Origin of the sequence: Halobellus sp., assembly GCF_042218505.1 — an archaeon.
In the GTDB taxonomy this organism is placed as follows: domain Archaea; phylum Halobacteriota; class Halobacteria; order Halobacteriales; family Haloferacaceae; genus Haloquadratum.
On sequence record NZ_JBDGQZ010000026.1, the window covers coordinates 1 to 15,821 of the forward strand.

General features: G+C 65.5%; 18 protein-coding genes and 1 tRNA gene. 7 read left to right on the plus strand and 12 right to left on the minus strand.

Annotated elements, in window-relative coordinates:
- Window position 1 precedes the first annotated feature (1 nt).
- The 3 genes from ABEI27_RS08250 to ABEI27_RS08260 all read right to left on the minus strand — a co-directional run bounded on the left by ABEI27_RS08250 (window position 2) and on the right by ABEI27_RS08260 (window position 1,539).
- Window positions 2-72, minus strand: a tRNA-Gly gene (locus ABEI27_RS08250).
- Between the two features lie 115 nt (window positions 73-187).
- The gene (locus ABEI27_RS08255; RefSeq protein ID WP_375798931.1) at window positions 188-1,393 is read right to left on the minus strand and encodes a DUF5305 family protein; all 1,206 of its coding nucleotides are present in this window, start codon (window positions 1,391-1,393) and stop codon (window positions 188-190) included.
- Complete coding sequence (locus ABEI27_RS08260) at window positions 1,390-1,539, minus strand: hypothetical protein (protein WP_375798932.1); 150 nt, start codon at window positions 1,537-1,539, stop codon at window positions 1,390-1,392. The genes ABEI27_RS08255 and ABEI27_RS08260 overlap by 4 nt, the downstream gene beginning before the upstream one ends.
- A gap of 75 nt (window positions 1,540-1,614) precedes the next feature.
- On the opposite strand from ABEI27_RS08260, the gene ABEI27_RS08265 reads away from it, so the two are divergent.
- The 5 genes from ABEI27_RS08265 (at window position 1,615) to ABEI27_RS08285 (ending at window position 5,446) form a co-directional block, all read left to right on the plus strand.
- Window positions 1,615-2,274, plus strand: a complete 660-nt coding sequence (locus ABEI27_RS08265; RefSeq protein ID WP_375799086.1) for a LamG domain-containing protein — start codon at window positions 1,615-1,617, stop codon at window positions 2,272-2,274.
- Window positions 2,275-2,311: 37 nt separating this feature from the next.
- Window positions 2,312-3,187, plus strand: coding sequence for a DUF1102 domain-containing protein (locus ABEI27_RS08270; protein WP_375798933.1), 876 nt, complete (start codon window positions 2,312-2,314; stop codon window positions 3,185-3,187).
- Between the two features lie 270 nt (window positions 3,188-3,457).
- A complete protein-coding gene (locus tag ABEI27_RS08275; protein ID WP_375798934.1) occupies window positions 3,458-4,072 on the plus strand; it encodes a hypothetical protein in 615 nt (204 codons plus the stop codon).
- Window positions 4,069-4,887 carry a hypothetical protein gene (locus ABEI27_RS08280; protein WP_375798935.1) on the plus strand — a complete coding sequence of 273 codons (819 nt, stop codon included), beginning with the start codon at window positions 4,069-4,071 and terminating at the stop codon, window positions 4,885-4,887. Before ABEI27_RS08275 ends, ABEI27_RS08280 begins: the two co-directional genes overlap by 4 nt.
- A 184-nt stretch (window positions 4,888-5,071) precedes the next feature.
- A complete protein-coding gene (locus tag ABEI27_RS08285; protein ID WP_375798936.1) occupies window positions 5,072-5,446 on the plus strand; it encodes a hypothetical protein in 375 nt (124 codons plus the stop codon).
- 17 nt (window positions 5,447-5,463) lie between these two features.
- Here ABEI27_RS08285 and panB read toward each other — a convergent pair whose 3' ends face one another.
- Together panB and ABEI27_RS08295 are read right to left on the minus strand one after the other, a co-directional pair.
- Complete coding sequence (gene panB / locus ABEI27_RS08290) at window positions 5,464-6,261, minus strand: 3-methyl-2-oxobutanoate hydroxymethyltransferase (RefSeq protein ID WP_375798937.1); 798 nt, start codon at window positions 6,259-6,261, stop codon at window positions 5,464-5,466.
- Between the two features lie 108 nt (window positions 6,262-6,369).
- Window positions 6,370-7,296, minus strand: coding sequence for a ketopantoate reductase family protein (locus ABEI27_RS08295; protein ID WP_375798938.1), 927 nt, complete (start codon window positions 7,294-7,296; stop codon window positions 6,370-6,372).
- A 134-nt stretch (window positions 7,297-7,430) separates the two neighbouring features.
- Between ABEI27_RS08295 and ABEI27_RS08300 the strand changes: the two genes are divergently transcribed.
- Entirely contained in the window at window positions 7,431-8,264 is an 834-nt protein-coding gene (locus tag ABEI27_RS08300; protein ID WP_375798939.1) for an NAD+ synthase, read from the plus strand.
- Between the two features lie 102 nt (window positions 8,265-8,366).
- Window positions 8,367-8,612, plus strand: a complete 246-nt coding sequence (locus tag ABEI27_RS08305) for a hypothetical protein (protein ID WP_375798940.1) — start codon at window positions 8,367-8,369, stop codon at window positions 8,610-8,612.
- Window positions 8,613-8,632: 20 nt separating this feature from the next.
- Here ABEI27_RS08305 and ABEI27_RS08310 read toward each other — a convergent pair whose 3' ends face one another.
- The 7 genes from ABEI27_RS08310 to ABEI27_RS08340 all read right to left on the minus strand — a co-directional run bounded on the left by ABEI27_RS08310 (window position 8,633) and on the right by ABEI27_RS08340 (window position 15,813).
- Entirely contained in the window at window positions 8,633-9,859 is a 1,227-nt protein-coding gene (locus ABEI27_RS08310) for a M24 family metallopeptidase (protein ID WP_375798941.1), read from the minus strand.
- Between the two features lie 3 nt (window positions 9,860-9,862).
- Window positions 9,863-11,719 (minus strand): UvrD-helicase domain-containing protein, encoded by a 1,857-nt coding sequence (locus ABEI27_RS08315; RefSeq protein ID WP_375798942.1) that lies wholly within the window; start codon window positions 11,717-11,719, stop codon window positions 9,863-9,865.
- A gap of 89 nt (window positions 11,720-11,808) precedes the next feature.
- Window positions 11,809-11,991, minus strand: coding sequence for an HVO_0416 family zinc finger protein (locus tag ABEI27_RS08320; RefSeq protein WP_375798943.1), 183 nt, complete (start codon window positions 11,989-11,991; stop codon window positions 11,809-11,811).
- An 89-nt stretch (window positions 11,992-12,080) separates the two neighbouring features.
- Entirely contained in the window at window positions 12,081-13,652 is a 1,572-nt protein-coding gene (locus tag ABEI27_RS08325; RefSeq protein WP_375798944.1) for a carboxypeptidase M32, read from the minus strand.
- Window positions 13,653-13,720: 68 nt separating this feature from the next.
- Window positions 13,721-14,845, minus strand: a complete 1,125-nt coding sequence (locus ABEI27_RS08330; protein ID WP_375798945.1) for a M20 family metallopeptidase — start codon at window positions 14,843-14,845, stop codon at window positions 13,721-13,723.
- Between the two features lie 139 nt (window positions 14,846-14,984).
- A complete protein-coding gene (pdxT, locus tag ABEI27_RS08335) occupies window positions 14,985-15,581 on the minus strand; it encodes a pyridoxal 5'-phosphate synthase glutaminase subunit PdxT (protein WP_375798946.1) in 597 nt (198 codons plus the stop codon).
- Window positions 15,582-15,648: 67 nt separating this feature from the next.
- A complete protein-coding gene (locus ABEI27_RS08340) occupies window positions 15,649-15,813 on the minus strand; it encodes a preprotein translocase subunit Sec61beta (protein ID WP_089765010.1) in 165 nt (54 codons plus the stop codon).
- Window positions 15,814-15,821 lie beyond the last annotated feature (8 nt).

Genomic DNA, 15,821 nt, shown 5'->3' on the forward strand with positions numbered 1-15,821 from the left:
ATGCGCCGGCCGGGAATTGAACCCGGGCTAGTGGCTTGGGAAGCCACTGTCCTACCACTGGACCACCGGCGCTCAACACTGTCTCGCAATTGAAACAGACCCACAGCCGAGACTTAAGGATGACGGAAGCCAGCAGCGAGACGCCGTCTCAGACGACCTCGGGGCCCTGACCTGTCAGACGACTCTCTCAGTCTTCGGCCATCGATGCGGACGGGTCGGCGTCTGGAGACGACTCCTCGCCCGTCTGGTCGCCACCGCCATCGTCGGCTTGTACGCTGTCGGTCCGCCCTGACGGAATCGGCGGGGATTCGTAGACGTACAGCAGATCATCGTGCGGCACTAAGAACACGTCGACGCCGCCGCGGCGTTCGACGTGGACCGCGCTATCGGTGTCGATTGCGACGTCGACTAGGTCAGACAGCGATTCCGCCTCCGCCCGCGGCCGGTCGCGGACGGACTCGGGGAGCCGGACCTCGTGGATCCACTCCTCGAAATCCTCGCGCTCGGACGCGAACCGAAGGTACGCCAGTTCGCCGGGGGCGGGCGGCATCCGCTGCCCGACGACGGCCACCGACGCCAGTCCGATCAGTCCGAGTATCAGCCCGATCGGGCCACCGATCGCGGTGAGGGGGCCGGGGTCACGCGGCCGGGTGACGAACGTCGTTCGCTCGAACGACTCGGATGACGCCGCTCCGCCAGTGATCTGGTAGAACCCATCACTCACTTGGAGCCGCGCGGTGTACTGTCGAGCGAGATCAACGGGCTCTCCGTCCACCGATCCGCTGGCGTCCATCTGCGTCACAAGGAAGATCCGGGTTTCGCCCGGACCGCCGAGTTGCTGTGACACCGCAGCCGCGCGACTCTCGACCTGTGAAGCGTTGATCGTGATGGGGACCGAGGCCGACGAACCGGGGCCGAGACCGGAGACGGTCTGGCTGGCGAGCGAGCGACGCTGCTCCCAGTAGACCGTCGTTCCTCCATCCTCGCCCGTGCTCACCCGGCGGAAGATCAGTTCCGTAGACAGTTCGACGTCCAGCGACCCCTGCGCCGCGCGGTAGCCGACTGTCGGCTCGATGGACGCGACCGGCGCGATGGTGGTGTAGTAGACCGATCGGTTCTGCAACACCGTCCCGACCGGGAAGATCGGATTCTCCCTTTGGACTGTCGCGCTGTGCTGGTACTGATTGGTCATCGACCAGGTCGAGACAGTCTGCTCGACGCGTTCGGTTCCCGGGTCCGCGTACGCCTGATAGGTGCCCGCGCCCCCGACGAGTGCGATCACGACGAACACGCTGAGAAGGACGTACTGCCACTCGTCGACGACTTTCCGCGCCCGGAGCTGCCACATCGGCGGTTCGCTCGGTCCCTCGCCGGATTCGGGACCGTCGCTCACGCCGACCGCCCCCGTTCGTTGTCGCGACGACGGAGTCGCAACCGTCCGGACCGAAACTCGACCTCGGCGACACGGTCCACCTCGGCGTCCACATCGACACCACGGACGCGAGCCTCGGCGAGAAGGACCTGTCGGCGACGATCCACGCGAACGCCTCGAAGCCCGACAGTGCGACGTCGCGTGAGTCGCCCGAGGGCGGCGGGCCGTACGCCCCCAGTTCGCTGCAGGCGTACTATCCGTTCAACGGGTACGCGACAGACGAGAGCGACAACGGGAACGACGGGACCGTCTCCGGGTCCGCGTCATACCCCACGGGCGTCGACGAGAGTTCGCTCAGCCTTGACGACGACTACGTCGACCTCGCGAGCGGCGACCGGTTCGCCTTCGAGAACTTCACTGTCTCCGTCTGGGCGCGCGCAGCCGAGAACACCAGTTCCGAGTTGCGGACGGTCATCGAGCGTGCGGACAACGATCAGTTCTCCCGAACGTTCGCTATCTGGTTCGACGACAGCAACGCGTACTTCGGTTCCGACGCTATCGCCGCGAAAATCGGAACAGACAATACACCGTCAATCGTTGCGAGCGATGAGGACTACACCGACGACGCGTGGCACCACATCGCTGTGACCGTCGAATCCGACGACGAGGACGAGGACGACGAGGGCACGTTCGCGCTGTACGTCGACGGCAAAAAAAATCACGAGGAGTCGATCACGGGGACGCCCGACACCGGCGCTGCGACCACCCGCGTCGGGAAGAGCGCAGCATCAGGCTACGATGCCGACCGATATCTCGACGGCGACGTCGACGAACTTCGCATCTACGACCGTGCGCTGACCGCTGCAGAGGTCGAATCGCTATATCGAATCGATAACCCATAGCCCGACTGCGGTCTGTCTCCGATCTCCCAGCGATACTATGAAACGAACTCACGCGGTGCTGGTCGTTGCGCTCGCCGTCTCGGCAGCACTCGTCTTCCCAACTGCGGCAGCGCCCGACACGATCAACGACGAGACACTGATCCTCCAGCCCGCCGACAACCCCAACGGCGCGTACGCCTACTACGAGGACTACCGACCGAGCGAGGGCGAGGAGCTCAGACTCGGCTTCGGGCCGGCGAATCCGAACCTCAAAGACGCCGACGGCGTCGCATCTGACACGGTTTCCTCGTTCGATCGCGTGTTCACGGTCACGAACAACGGAAGCGAAGCCGCAATCATCAATCTCACCAGCAGTTCCGAACGGATCCAGTTCTACGTGGGTGCGGAGACCGGCAACACCGCCACCGAAGTCAATCTGACGCCCGGTGAGACGTTCGCAGTCGGTGTCCTGATCGACACGCGCGGACTCTCCTCGTCGAGTACCACGCTCGATCCCGACTTCTCGGTCGATGCAGCGCCCGCGGACGGGACGTCCGGTGAGGGCGGCACTACCCTCTCCTCGCTCGTCGATGACGACGACGATAGCGACGGCGGATTGAATATGTCGCTCCTCAGAACGGGAGCCGAGGGCGACACCAACGAGACCAATTCCGACGGTGGGAACGCTCCCGTCAACAACAGTCGTGCCCCCGGAGACGATGGCGGCATCGAGACGAGCGGGAATACGGCGACCTCGTCTGATTCGGATCCGCAGCAGGTTCAACAGACGACGGCGTCCGGATCGGGCCCCTTACAGGCGCTCTCAGGGGGTGCGCTCGGACCGCTCGTTGCCGTTCTCGGAATCGTCGCACTCGCGGTGAGTTCCTTCTTCCTCATCGGGTTCCGCAGGAGGTCTGACGACGATGATGAGTGAACGAAAAAGACATCACAGCGCCGGCGGAGATCAGCAGCGAAGACTCGCCGTTTCGCACCGTGCGCGACTGGTCCGCTGCCGCGGTGGGAGACCGTGTCCGCCCGATTGTCGCGTTCCCATCGGTGGTCCGGCACGGAAGCGTCGTCAGCGCCTACACGCCTCTGCTTGGCCCTCTCGCCGCAATCGTGGCCGTCTCCGTGGACGTAGCGGACAGTATGTCGGTAGCACAACTATTATTGATATTGGGTATTCTACATTATGATGCTCCTAATGTCTGCTCCGAGTCAGCTGGCCGAGAGGGAGGAGGTCCCGGAGACCAACGGTGAAGACGGGCTATCGGAGCAGTCTCCGCCCTCCGAGGACGAACTGTTTGAACTGCTATCGAACCAACGGCGTCGGTTCGCAATGCACGCGCTGTCACGTGACTCTGACGTCGAGATGGAGCTTTCGACGCTCGCCGAGCGCGTCGCCGCGTGGGAGAACGATACAGACACGGCCAACCTCGACTACGCAGATCGGAAGCGCGTGTACACCGCGTTGCAGCAGTCGCATCTCCCCCGGATGGACGAAACGGGCATCATCAATTTCGATAAAGATAGAGGCGTCATCGAACCCTCGCCCGCGATCGAAGACGTGGAAATCTTCCTGGAGGTCGTCCGGGGCAGAGAGATTCCTTGGAACAAGTACTACCTCGGACTCTCCACGACCGCAATCGCGCTCCTCGGGGCGGTGGCCCTCGGGGCCATTCCGTTCGGCGCCGTTCCGACGATCGGGTGGTTCACCGCGGTCGTCACCGCCTTCACGGTCTCCTCGCTCGCACACTGGTACTACGGACGGCAGAATCGACTTGGAGCCACCGACGAACCTCCGGAGCTCAGAGAATGACCCGAATCCCCCGCTCGAAACTGGCGCTGGTGCTGCTGTTGACCGTCACGATCGGACTCGGCACTGGCACCGCCGGCTTTTCCAGCGTCGCGGCCGACAGACCCGTCTCGATCAACGTCAGCGATCAGCGCGCGTACGTCGGCTTCGAGACCAGCGATCAGACCGTCTCGAGTGATGACCCCCCTGATAACGCCGGGAGTGCGGAACGCGAGTCTGACGACGACCAATCGGTCCACCTGGTGACGGTGACGAACCGACTCTCACACTCGTTAGCCTTCCAGACCGTCGACGTGACGGTGCTTGACGACTCCAGTGGTATCGAAATCGGACAGGCGAAGATGTACGACAGAGACGACGAAGCGGACGGCGAAGAAGAAAACGAGGAAGACGACGATGGAGAAGACCCTCAAGAGAGCACGCTCGATCCCGGTGAAACTGCCACACTGAACGGGGCTGTCGGGCAGTGCCCAGTCGGCGCATCCTCCGAAGTGGAAGTCACCGTCGAGATGAACTCCTCGGGCGTCCTCGCCGTCCTCGACGGGAACACGAACACGGCCACGTTCGAGGTGACGTGTCCGGATTCCTACGACGTCGAGTTCGACGGGAAGGGGAACGCCGAGATTTCTCCCGAGGACCGAACCGTGACGATGACGCTTCACTTCTCCGACGGGACGACGAAGAAGTGCGCCAAATTCGACACCTCGCAGAAGGTCAAACGGTGCCTGTCTGCCTCCGAGAACGGCAAGACGATCGACGCGATAACGATCGATGAGAAAACGTACGAAAACCCCAATACGAGCGACGATGACGATTGAGTATCGTACGTACCGTGTATTCACCTGGACGCTCACGCAACCTTTCGGCGAACTGCGGTGAGCAGGCATTGACGCGATTGTCGGTGGCTGTCGGGCACCTGTCGTGGTCCCCATCGTCGCCGCTGACCACGACCGACTCTCACACCCCGCTTTCTCGAACGAGTCTCAACTGTCGACGCTACCGATGATCTCTCGTCTCACTGCGCTCTCCGAAACGTTCCACTCCCTCGCGGACACCCCGTTCGACGCCACGACGTTTACTTGGTTGTGGTTACTCGCGCTGGCGACCTACGGCGTCGGCGACGTGGTCACGACGATCGCACTCATCGAGTACAGTCCGACCGTCTTTGAGGCCAACCTCGTCATACGGGCGAGCGTCGACCTTTTCGGGACGCTCGGCATCGTGCTCCTGAAATACCTCGCGTTCGGGGTCGCGATCGGCGTCTCGCTGCTCGGTGCGGCCGACGCCGATCGCTTCCTGTACTACCTGCCGCCGATCGCACTCTCGCTTGTCGGCGCGTTCACGACTGTCTACAACGTCCGACTGATGCTTGGGTGAGTACAGACGACCGCTGCCTACAGATCCAGTCCCTCGCTGTGGCTGTGTTCCTCGGCGGGGAACGCGCCCGATACCACGGCGTCGCGGTAGGCTTCGATCGCCTCGCGCATCTCCGCGCGGACGTCGCCGAAAGCCTCCGCGAACGGCGGCACCGACGCCGAGAGTCCGACCGCGTCGTCGACGACGAGCACCTGGCCGTCGGTGTCGGGTCCCGCCCCGATCCCGATGACGGGCATCTCGACTGCTTCTGTCACCGCTTTGCCCACTTCCCGTGGGACGTGCTCCAAGACGAGCGAGAACGCGCCTGCCTCCTGGTGCGCCTCGGCGAGGTGGACAATCTCTGCGGCCCGCTCTTCAGTCGTCCCCTGGCGGGTGTAGCCGCCGATGCCGTGGACGTGCTGGGGGGTCAAGCCCAGATGCGCCATCACGGGAATCCCGAGTTGCGTCAGCCGCTCGGTCAACTCGACAGTGTGCGGTCCCGACTCGATCTTGACTGCCTGTGCGCCCGACTCTTTCAGGAGTCGCCCCGCGTTCTCGATGCTCTGTGCCGTGTCGACACCGTATGAGAGAAACGGCAGATCGGCGACGACCAGCGCGTCGTCGGTCGCGCGAGCCACGGCGTCGGTCGCGCGGGCCACGTCGTCCATCGTCACCGGGAGCGTCGAGTCGTATCCGAGTGTCGCGTTTCCCAGGCTGTCGCCGACGAGGATCACGTCGATCCCGACCGCCTCGACCAGTTCGGCTGTCGTGGCGTCGTAGGCCGTGAGTACCGTGACCGCCTCGTCCTGCTCCCGTACACTCGCGACTGTGGTCATATATGATGTATCTCTCAGTGGGGACTTCAATGGTCCCGCTCTGGCGCTGCGTCCTCTCGCGCTCCGGACACAGACGGCAATCACGTGCTAACGGTCCGTATGCGGGGATTAGGCATCCACGGGCCGCAGATCCCGCTCGGCCTCCCAGGCGCGGAGCAGCGTCCACAGCGCCCGGTTCGTCGGGACCTCGACCCCGTGCTCACCTGCGCGCTCGACCACGTAGCCGTTGATCACGTCGATCTCGGTCCGCCGCGCCGCCTGCACGTCGGCGTACATCGACGACTCGTTCTCCGCCGTCGCCGTGACGACCGACTCGATTGCGTCGGCGAGCGCCTCGTCGCTCACTGAGACGCCCACCGCTCGGGCGGTCGCCCCGACTTCGCGTGCGATGGGTTCGACGAGGTCGGCTCCGGGTTCGTCTCCGAGCGCGCCGTTCTCGATGCGAGCCAGTGCCGTCGTCGGATTGATCGCGGCGTTCACGGCCAACTTCTCCCAGAGACGCCGGCGGATCCCGGCGCCGTCTGCCACGTCCACGTCAAATCCCGCGGCGGCCATCGCGTCACCGACCTCCGCGGCAGTCTCGTCTTCGTCACTCGGTCTCCAGGGGCCGATTACGACCTCGCCTGCTCCGTTCCAGACGACCTCGCCGGGACCCGTCCGGACCGCGCCGTAACTGGTCGTCCCGCCCAGCACCGGACAGTCCAGTCGCCCGGTGAGCGCCTTCTCGTTGCCCATCCCGTTCTGGAGCGAACAGACCGCGCGGAACTCGCCGGTTCGGAGTTCTCGTGCGGCCGCCTCAGTGTCGTACGCTTTCACTGTCACCAGCGCGAGGTCGGCCGTCAGGCCAGTCCCGTCCGTCGTCGCCCGCGGTTCGACGGTGAACGACTCGATTCCTGTGACTTCGAGGCCACGGCGACGGATCGTAGACACGTGAGGGTCTCGACCGACGAGCGTCACCCCGTGGTCCGGGACGCGTGCGAGGAGCGCACCGAGGAGGCTCCCGATGCTTCCGGCGCCGAAGACGACGATTTCCATACGGTATCGTCTCCCGCGGATTCAAAAAGCCGTTCCGCAAGGGCTGCGCGCAACCCGCCGCTGGAAGTGCACGTACGTCCACAGATACCCGGCAGTGGGTGAGTATTAGTGTCCACAGCCGCTATGGAATACTGATGACTACGAACCAGGCGGTTCTGCGAAAGGACGCACCGCTCGACCTCCGGCTCTCGGATTCGGAACTCGAATCCACGACGGATCACCTGACTGACTTCGTCGAGGATGTCGTCGACGACGCCGGTGCCGACGGTGCGGTACTCGGCCTCTCCGGCGGGATCGACAGCACGACCGTCGGGTATCTGGCAGTCGAAGCACTCGGTGCCGAACGCGTCCACGGCCTCGTGATGCCCAGCGTGGTGAACACCGAGGATAATATGAGCGACGCCGAGTGGGTCGCCCAGGAACTGGGCATCGAGTACGACGTCATCGAAATCCAGCCCATCGCCGAGTCGTTCTTCGATGCGGTTCCCGAGGCCGCAGACGATCGGACGGCCGCGGGCAACGTCTACGTCCGCACCCGCGCGGTACTGAACTACTTCGTCGCCAACCACGAGAACAAGGTCGTGCTCGGCACGGGCAACCGCTCGGAGGCGATGACGGGCTACTACACGAAGTACGGGGACCAGGCGGTCGACTGCAACCCCATCGGCAACCTCTACAAACAACAGGTCCGTCAACTCGCGGCCCACCTCGGCGTCCGCGAGGAACTGGTGGCGAAGACGCCCTCCGCGGAGATGTGGAGCGGCCAGACCGACGAGGAGGAGATGGGACTCGATTACGACACCCTCGACGCGGTGCTCGCGCTCCACGTCGACGGCCCGCTGTCGACGGCCGCGACCGTCCGGCAACTGGACGTCACCGAAGCGCAGGTCGAACGCGTGGTCGAACTGTACGAGGGGAGCGCACACAAACGGGCGATGCCGCCAGCCCCGGAGCCGCTGTACCGCTGAGCCTGCGCTCCGCCCGTCGTCGATACCCCACTGCGAGGCTTTTTTCCGCCCGCCGGTACCCCACCGCGAGGCTTTTTTCCGCCCGTCGTCGAAGTCGACCCAATGCGTCTTGGAATCCTCGGTACCCTCCAGTTGGCGGGGACGCTGATCTTCGCCGCACCGGTCGGGATCTTCGGGATCTCCCGGCTGCTCGACGGAGAGACCTTTCTCGGGGTGGCCGCGGTGACGATTGCGGCGGGGATGGTGCTGCTCCCACAGTATCTCACCACCCCGGGTGACATCCCGGCGAAAGTCGGTGAACGGGTCGCCGGCACGGTGGTCAAACACCCGGACGACGACGAGGACTGACTCTCGAAACCGAGCGACACTCACTCGGCCGGGCGCGGCGAGAACGACCACGTTGCCTCGCCCAGCCGTTCGACTCCGTCTTCGCCGACAGCGACCAGTTCGCCGAGCGCGACGCTCCCGTAGTCGGCGTCGGACGCGCACGGTGTGACCGCAACGACCGATCCAGATTCGACCGTCTCGCCGCCCGACTGCGGGCGTTCACGCGGTTCGAGGCCGACGCCGTGAACCGATTCTGTCGGGTCGGCGCTCCCCACGCCCGGATCGAAGCCGAACGCGGCCACCTCGGCGTCGACCTCGCGCCGCACTTCACTGACGGTCGCGCCGGGTTCAATCTCATCGAGCGCAGCGTCGAGCGCCGACTCGACGGCGACGTAGGCACGGCGCTCCCAGCCGCCGTCGCTGTCGACGACCACCGTCCGTGAGAGCGCGCCGTGGTAGCCGTGTGGGCCGTGCGGAGCCACGTCGATGCGAACCGGTTCGCCCGTGCGGATAGAGGTGTCCGCGCCAGTACCGCCGTATCCAGTCGCCTCGTGCTGTGCAAGCGCCCCTGCAGTGACGGCCGTTCGTCCACCGGCCTGGACGCCCCGCCGGACGAGTTCCGCATCGACCGCACGCCGCAGTCGCTCGGCGGTGAGCGCTTCGCCCTCCCAGCGGAGTTCCTCGCCCGTCGCCGTGGCGGTTGCCAGAATCGCCTCTCCCTGTCGGACGCTGCTGACTGCCGCGTCCTGAACCGCCGCAATCGCGTCGACCTCGGCGGCCGATTTGGTCGCCCTCGCCTCCCGGACGGCGGCCGTCGACTGCAGCTCGTAGCCTGCGCGTTCGAGGTAGAGCGCGGCGTCGTGAGGAATCGTCGCGGGGGTCAACACCACGCTGGACGCCGCCGGAGTCCGCTCAGCACCCTCGTTGAGGGCGGCCACGGCTCGCAATCCCACCGGATCACCGGAGCGCTCGCTAAGTATGCGCCCATCGAACTGATCGCTCACCTGATCTACCGCTCCGATCGGCGGACAGAGAACGCGCTCGTCGGCGACGCGGACGAACGCGGACTGCCGGTCGGTGCCGGCGACCCCCGTGAGATACCGGAGATCCGCATCGGTCTCGTCACCGACCGCGACGAAGCCGATCGGCGGGTCCCCGCTCTCGCGGGGCTCTCCGAGCAGAGCCGTGAGAAATCCGTCGTCGGTCGGCGGTTGCACGAACGCTGGCCCTTCGGCTGAGGACTGCCCCGAGGACGGCTCGTTCGACACCGCTCAGGCGTCCGGCTCGGGCGCCGGGACCTCGCCCTCTTGAGCCGTCTCCAGCAGCGACTCGACGGACTCGTCACGGGTCTCGTTGTGGAGGAGAACGCTCACTGGGAGCGTCGGTGCGCCGCTGACGAGGTTCTCCAGGAGCACGAGTCGCTCTCGCGCTCGCGACATTCCGACGTAGAAGACCCGGCGCTCGTTGTCGGTGAGAATCGGCACGGGATCGGTGCTGGAGGTGAACTCCTCGACGCCGTCGACTTCCCCGTCCTCGACGGAGGCGGCCATCTGCTCGACGACCTTCTCGGTCAGGTCGGTCGCGACAAAAACGTGGTCGGCCTCACGGCCCTTCGCGGAGTGAATCGTGCCGATCCGGACCCGGTTGGGGTCCATCCCCTGGTACTCGCCGTCGAAGTACGCCTCGACGGAGTTCCGCTGGAAGGAGGTGACCTTCCGGAGCATATCGCCCGCGGAGTTGGCGTCGGGGGCGAACGGCGCGAACTCCGTAATCACGTCGGGATCGACCGTCATCTCTGTCAGGTCGTCGACGCCGGCCGCCTCTTTCAGGTCGTCGATGCGATCGAACAGTCCGTCGCGATCGTTCGTTCCGAACGCGGAGTCCTGCAGCATATCGGCGAGCCGTCGGGCCTGCAGGCCGTCGAGCGGTTCCTCGCTGTCGAGGGCCTCGATCCCGCGGACGTACTGCGTCAGCCGGTCGGTCCACATCCGCTGGTCGGTCAGCGCCGAGAACGGCATCCCCAGCGGCAGGAACTCGTCGACGAACTGGAAGAGTTGGTACCGAGCGCGGAACAGCACCATAATCGTCTCGTCGTCGTCGCCCTGTTCGATGGTGTAGCGGACGTTGCGGGCGAGGTCCAGCATCGACGGGGAGTCGATTCCTTCGACGGTGCCGCCCTCCTTTCTGGGCCGCAGGTCCTTCTCCTGTCGCTTGTCGATGTGGCGGATCTCCTGATTGACGACGTTCAGCACCCGCGAAGGCAGGCGGTACGAGTTCGGCAGCACCACGTCCTCGTCGCGCTGGGCGTCGAGCAGGAGGTTCGGATCCGCACCCTGCCAGGCGTAGACGACCTGGTCGTCGTCGCCGGCGATGAGGACTCGCTTCATATGCGGCTTCCACTCCTCGTAGACGCCGTACTGGAGCGTGGTGATGTCTTGGAACTCGTCGATGACGAGATAATCGACGTGGGGGACGAGCGACCGCTGCTCGACGCGTTCGAGCATATCCGCGAACCCAACGAGGCCGTGTTCACCCTTGTAGGACCGCCAGGCGCGGATGACCGCCGGCACGTCGATGCGGTCGTCGTCGGACGGCCACGTCGGGGTGTACTTGTTTCCCTCCTGGGCGTTGGGGTCAACCTCCGGCGGGAGTCGCACTTCTTCGACGTTCCACTGGAAGGGGACGTCGTACCAGTCGGCCACGTCGCGGCGGGTGCGCTGGAGCCACTGGCTCGTCGCGATGATCTTGTTCCCGATGGTCGTCGAGCGGGCGGTTCTTCGGCCCGCGCCGCCGTATTCGTCTTCGAACTCGATGCCGTAGTCCTCGCAGAACTCCTGCTTGTCGCTCTCGCCTACCACGTCGTTACGAGAGAGATCGAGGAGTTCGTACGCTTTCGCGTGCATCGTCGCGACGTTACCCTTCAGCGCCCGCGGCGTGATGTCGAGCCGCTCCGCCAGTCGCTCGCGGACCTCCGCGGCGGCCGCTCGTGTGTACGACACTACGAGGATATCGCGGATTGTGACGTCATCACGCTCGAGGAGTTCGTCGACTCGATCGAGTAATGCTGTCGTCTTCCCGCTTCCGGGGCCGCCAAATAATCGGGTGACTGACGCGTCAGAGTCGCTCATTGGACCGGTACACGTCCTTGTGCCTGATAAACTACCTGTTTCGAAAATATAATCAGGGAGGTTTGTTTCGACATCCGAGCGACGCCTGCTTACGCCCGTGGATCCCACCCACAGACGTCGCAGTCGGTCGCCGTCGAGTCGTGGAGTGCACTACACTCCGGACACTGTTTCTTGTTGTAGGATGTCTCCCAGTCTACCGTCTCCACGTCGTGTCCGCGGTCGTCGAGGAACTGGTCGAACAGTGCGTCGTCGGAGCTTGGTGCTGAGGCCATACACGCTGTGGTATGACTTACCAATACTTAGTTGTACTGCCGCGTTTCGTTCCGTGAGAACCGGAAGAAAACCGCCGGTGCAGGCGCTTTCAGACCGAATCGAGGTCGTAGAGCGACCCGTATTTCTCGGTGACGTAGTCGGTGAACGCGTCGGCAGTGAACGACGCGCCGGTGGCTCGCTCGACCAGTTCGTTCGTCTCGTACCGCGCGCCGTGTCGGTGCACGTTCTCGGTCAGCCACTCGTGGAGCGGGTCGAAGTCGCCCTCGCGGACCCCCGCTTCGAGCGCGTCGGCCCCGATGTCGGCCTCGGCGGCGGCGTACAGTTGCGCGGCCATCGCGGAACCGAGCGAGTACGTCGGGAAGTACCCGAAGTTGCCGTGGCTCCAGTGGATGTCCTGCAGACAGCCCTCAGCGTCGGTCTCCGGCCGGATGCCGAGGTACTCTTCGTACTTGTCGTTCCAGACGGCGGGTACCTCCTCGACGTCCATCTCGCCCGCGATCAGTGCGCGCTCGATCTCGAACCGGATGATGATGTGGAGGTGGTAGGTGAGCTCGTCGGCCTCGACGCGAATGAGGTTGTTCTCGTACACCTGGTTCGCGGCCTCGTAGGCCTCCCGCGGCGTCACGTCCGCCGCGTGGGGGAAGTGGTCGGTGAACGTCGGCAGCAGGTGCTCCCAGAACGCCGCCGAGCGACCGACGTGGTTCTCCCACAGCCGCGATTGCGACTCGTGAACCGAGAGGTCGCGGTCTTCCCCGAGCGGCGTCCCGTAGCGGTCGTCGGGGAGTCCGACGATGTACGTCGCGTGGCCGAACTCGTGGACCGTCGAGAGCAGCGATCCGAGTGGATCGGATTCGTCGAACCGGGTCGTCACGCGCGAATCGAACGTCGTCCCCGCGGTGAACGGGTGAGAGGAGGTGTCGAGTCGCCCCCGATCCCAGTCGTATCCGAGCGTGGAGAGCACGTCGCGACAGAGTGCCTCCTGGCCGTCGTCGGGGTACGACCCGAGCGACGTGAACGCGTCAGTTGCGAGATCGACGTCGGCGTTCCGAATCTCCTCGATCATCGGGACCAGCGTCTCCCGGAGCGTTTCGAGAATCTGCTCCGCTCGCTCCAGCGAGAGACACGGCTCGAAGTCCTCGAAGAGCACCTCGTAGGCGTCGCGGTCCGGGTCGATGTGTTCGGCGTACTCGCGCTTGAGTTCGACGTGCTTCTCCAGATAGGGCGCGAACGACTGGAAGTCGTTTTCGGCTTTCGCCTCCTCCCAGGCCGGAAGTGCCTCCGAAGACGTCGTCGAGATCTCCTCGACCAGTTCCGAGGGGACGGCCTCGGCGCGGTCGTGCTGCCGCCGAATCTCCCGCACGACGGCCTCCTGTTCCGCCGTCAGATCGGTCGCGTCGAGTTCGTCGAGCGCGTCGCCCACGCTGTCGTCGGTCAGCAGTTCGTGCGAGAGCGACGAGAGCGTCGAGAGTTGCTGTGAGCGGGCCGGCGTCCCGCCCTCGGGCATCGTCACCTGCTGGTCCCACGAGAGCATCTCGCCCGCGCTGCGGACGTTCGCGATGCGGCGGTACTCTCCGAGAAGCGACTCGTAGACGTCCGGCGCGTCCTCACTGTCGTCGTCGGTCGCGGCAGCGCCCTCCGTGTCGGATGCGTCAGTCGACATTACCGGAGCGTTGGGAGTGGGCCCGTATCAAGCCGACGCCTCCGGCGGTGCCCGTGTCGGATGCGTCGTCACGTCCCGGGCGGCCACCGCTCTGCGAGGCTCAGGTAGCACCGGCGGCACCGCTCTATGACCTCGATCGAGACGCTCTCGTGGGCCGTGTGCGCCTCGCCAGGCTCGGACGCTCCGAGGACCACGCAGGTGGTCCCGGCGTCGGCCAGCCACCCTGCGTCAGTCGCGTGCGGCTTGCTGACGTGCTCGGGTGTCGCCGACTGGGCCGCGTCGGCCGAGGCGAGCGCCGCCTCCGCGAAGTCGGGGTCGTCGCACGCCATCGGCGGGAGGTCCTGATCGACGGTCCACTCGACGCCGTCGACCGACTCGACGCGCTCCAGCGCCGCGCGCTCGCCGGGGACGGTCCGCTCGTCGACCGTTACCGTGCAGGACTTGGGCACGACGTTCCACGCGTCACCCCCCTCGATCTCGGTGACGACGAGGCTTCCGCCGACCGTCTGCCCTAGCACCGTCGCGGTCGGAACTTCGAGCGCGCGGACGACGTCGACTGCGTCGCAGGCGCGATACACCGCGTTCTCGCCCGCCTCGGGTTCGCTGGCGTGGGCGGCCGTCCCGCGGGCAGTGATCGTCGAGCCGCGACGCCCGTAGTGGGCGACGACGACGTCCGTCTGGTCGTCACCTGCGTAGTTCGTCGACCCTTCGCCGACGACCGCGTAGTCCGGCGCGAAGCCGTCGCTGATGGCGGCCCGCGCGCCGACGCCACCCTGCTCCTCGCCCACGAAGGAGGCGAAGACTAACTCCCCGGCGGGGTCGGCGTCTCGGAAGGCCAGCATCGCGGCCGCGAGCGACCCCTTCATATCCGCGGTCCCGCGCCCGTACAACCGCCCGTCGCGCTTCTCGACGCGGTACTCCCCGCCTGCCTGTCCGTTTTCATCCGCGCCCTCGCCACGGCGTTGTGACTCGTCAGGTTCGACCACGTCGTGGTGGCCGACGAGCGCGAGCGACGTCGCCCCCTCGCCGCGTCGTGCGAAGACGTTGCCGTGCTCGTCCCGTCGCACGGTTGTGTCGGTCGCCTCCCGCAGCCACGATTCGATCGCGTCGCCCGCCGCTGATTCGTCGTCGTAACTGGGAATCGAGACGAGTCGTCGCGTCAGCGTCTCGACCTCGGTTGCGTTCGCGCTCACACCGGAGTGTCGCCGTCTTCGGTTGAAAACCCTCGGACGCACTGAGACAGCCTCCGGAGAAAGTCGTCTTCAGCGCCGAGTGACCAACGGATGCAGTCGTCAGTGCGACGTGTACGCGAACTGGACCGGGGAGACCGTCTCAGACCTCGACGGCCCGCTCTTCGAAGAACGCGAGGTCGTGAATCCGGCTGTCTGCGGTCAGTTCGGGGTGGAACGCAGTCCCCACGATCGGTCCGTCGCGGACGGCTACCGGCCGGCCGTCCCACTCGGCGAGCACTTCGACGCCGTCGCCGACCTCGTCGATGACGGGCGCGCGAATGAACACCGCGGGGAACGGTTCGTCGAAACTCGTGACGTCCAGCGGGGCCTCGAAACTGTCGACCTGCCGGCCGAACGCGTTGCGGTTGACGGTCGCGTCCAGGAGGTCGAGGGTCTCGACCCGGTCGTCGTTCGCATCTCGCGAGGCCACAATGAGGCCTGCACAGGTCGCAAGCACCGGCTTCCCGGCCTCGACGTGATTTTTTATTTCCGTGTCGATGCCCTCCCGCGCGAGGAGCCGCGAGATCGCAGTCGACTCGCCGCCGGGCAGTAGCAGCACGTCGCAGTCGGCAACGGACCCCGACTGTCTGATCTTCGTCACGTCAACCTCCTCGTCGTGGGCCGCGCCGGCACGGCGGATCGCGGCCGCGTGTTCGGAGACATCGCCCTGGACGGCGACGACACCCGCTCGTAACATACTCGCTACTCGGCGTTGGATCGACAAAAGGCGTCCGTTCGGTTCCGCTGCGACACTCGCTGTCCCGTCAGATCGCGAGGGCGTTCAGTACGAGTACCCCGACGCCGAAGAAGAACCCGAAGGCGAAGACGGTCTTCGGGTCGATCCGGATCGCGTTACGGTCCTCGGCGTCGAAGTAGCGGACGAGTCCTGCACTCGACATCAGGCCGCCACTATTCTGGCCGCTGCTCATACATCAAT